At 73.3% G+C, this 1,073-nt stretch carries 1 protein-coding gene; it reads left to right on the top strand.

What is annotated here, in order from left to right:
* The coding region (locus tag KN815_RS31685; protein WP_216345308.1) for a 2-oxoacid:acceptor oxidoreductase family protein at positions 1-1,073 on the top strand (1,073 nt) is incomplete at both ends.

The raw sequence follows: 1,073 nt of genomic DNA, 5'->3' as shown, positions 1-1,073 counted from the left end.
CCCCGGGCGCCCCGGGCGCCCCGGGCGATCCGGGCGGTCCGAGGGCCGCCGGGAGCTGCCCGACCTGGCCGCCGAAGCGCTGCCGGCGCCCGAACCGCGGTCCGCCTGCGAGGACTTCACGGTGCGCATCACCGGAGTGGGCGGCACCGGCGTGGTCACCGTCGCGCAGGTCCTCGCCACCGCCGCGGTGATCGACGGCAAGCAGGTGCGCACCCTCGACCAGACGGGGCTGGCGCAGAAGGGCGGCGCCGTGGTGTCGGACATCAAGATCACCTCCGAGGTGGTGGAGCAGGCGGCGAAGCTCGCCACCGCCGAATGCGATCTTTATCTGGCCTGCGACGCTCTCGTGGGCGCCGATGCGCGGTATCTGGCGGCGGCGGACCCCGGCCGGACGACCGCGGTGGTCTGCACAACCGAGATCCCCACCGGCCGGATGATCGTCGATCCCACGGTCGCCTTCCCCGAGGAGGGCCGTATCCGCTCGGCCATCGACGCGGCAAGCGCGTACGCCGTGTATCTGGACGCCCGCGCGCTGGCGGAGGCGCTGTTCGACGACGACCAGTACGCGGGCGTCCTCCAACTCGGCGCGGCCTTCCAGACCGGAGCGCTCCCGCTGACCGCGGAGGCCATCGAGCGCGCCATCACGCTGAACGGCACGGCTGTGCGACGCAACCTCCAGGCATTCCGGCGGGGCCGTCAGCTCGTCGAGGATCCGGAGGCGTTCACGGCCGCCGCCACGCCCGGCCCGTCGGCCACGGCTGTGGCCACCGCCGGGCGGGTTCACCCGGCCGCCGGCCGGGTGCGGGCGATGGTCGGCGCGGAGCCCGGCTCCGAACTGGCACGTCTGCTGGACATCCGGGTGCCGGACCTCATCGCCTACCAGGACGAGCGATACGCGGGCCAGTACGCGGAGTTCGTCGAGCGGGTCCGCCGCCACGAGCCGGCCTCCACCGCGGTCACCGAGGCGGTGGCCCGCAACCTCTACAAGCTCATGGCCTACAAGGACGAGTACGAGGTCGCCAGACTCTCCCTCGATCAGACGCTGACCCAGGACATCGAGGCCCGGTTCGGCG

The organism is Streptomyces niphimycinicus (assembly GCF_018883605.1).
Taxonomy (GTDB): Bacteria; Actinomycetota; Actinomycetes; order Streptomycetales; family Streptomycetaceae; genus Streptomyces; species Streptomyces niphimycinicus.
The sequence above is the reverse complement of the archived record's forward strand: the minus strand, read 5'-3'. Positions and strand labels throughout refer to the sequence as shown.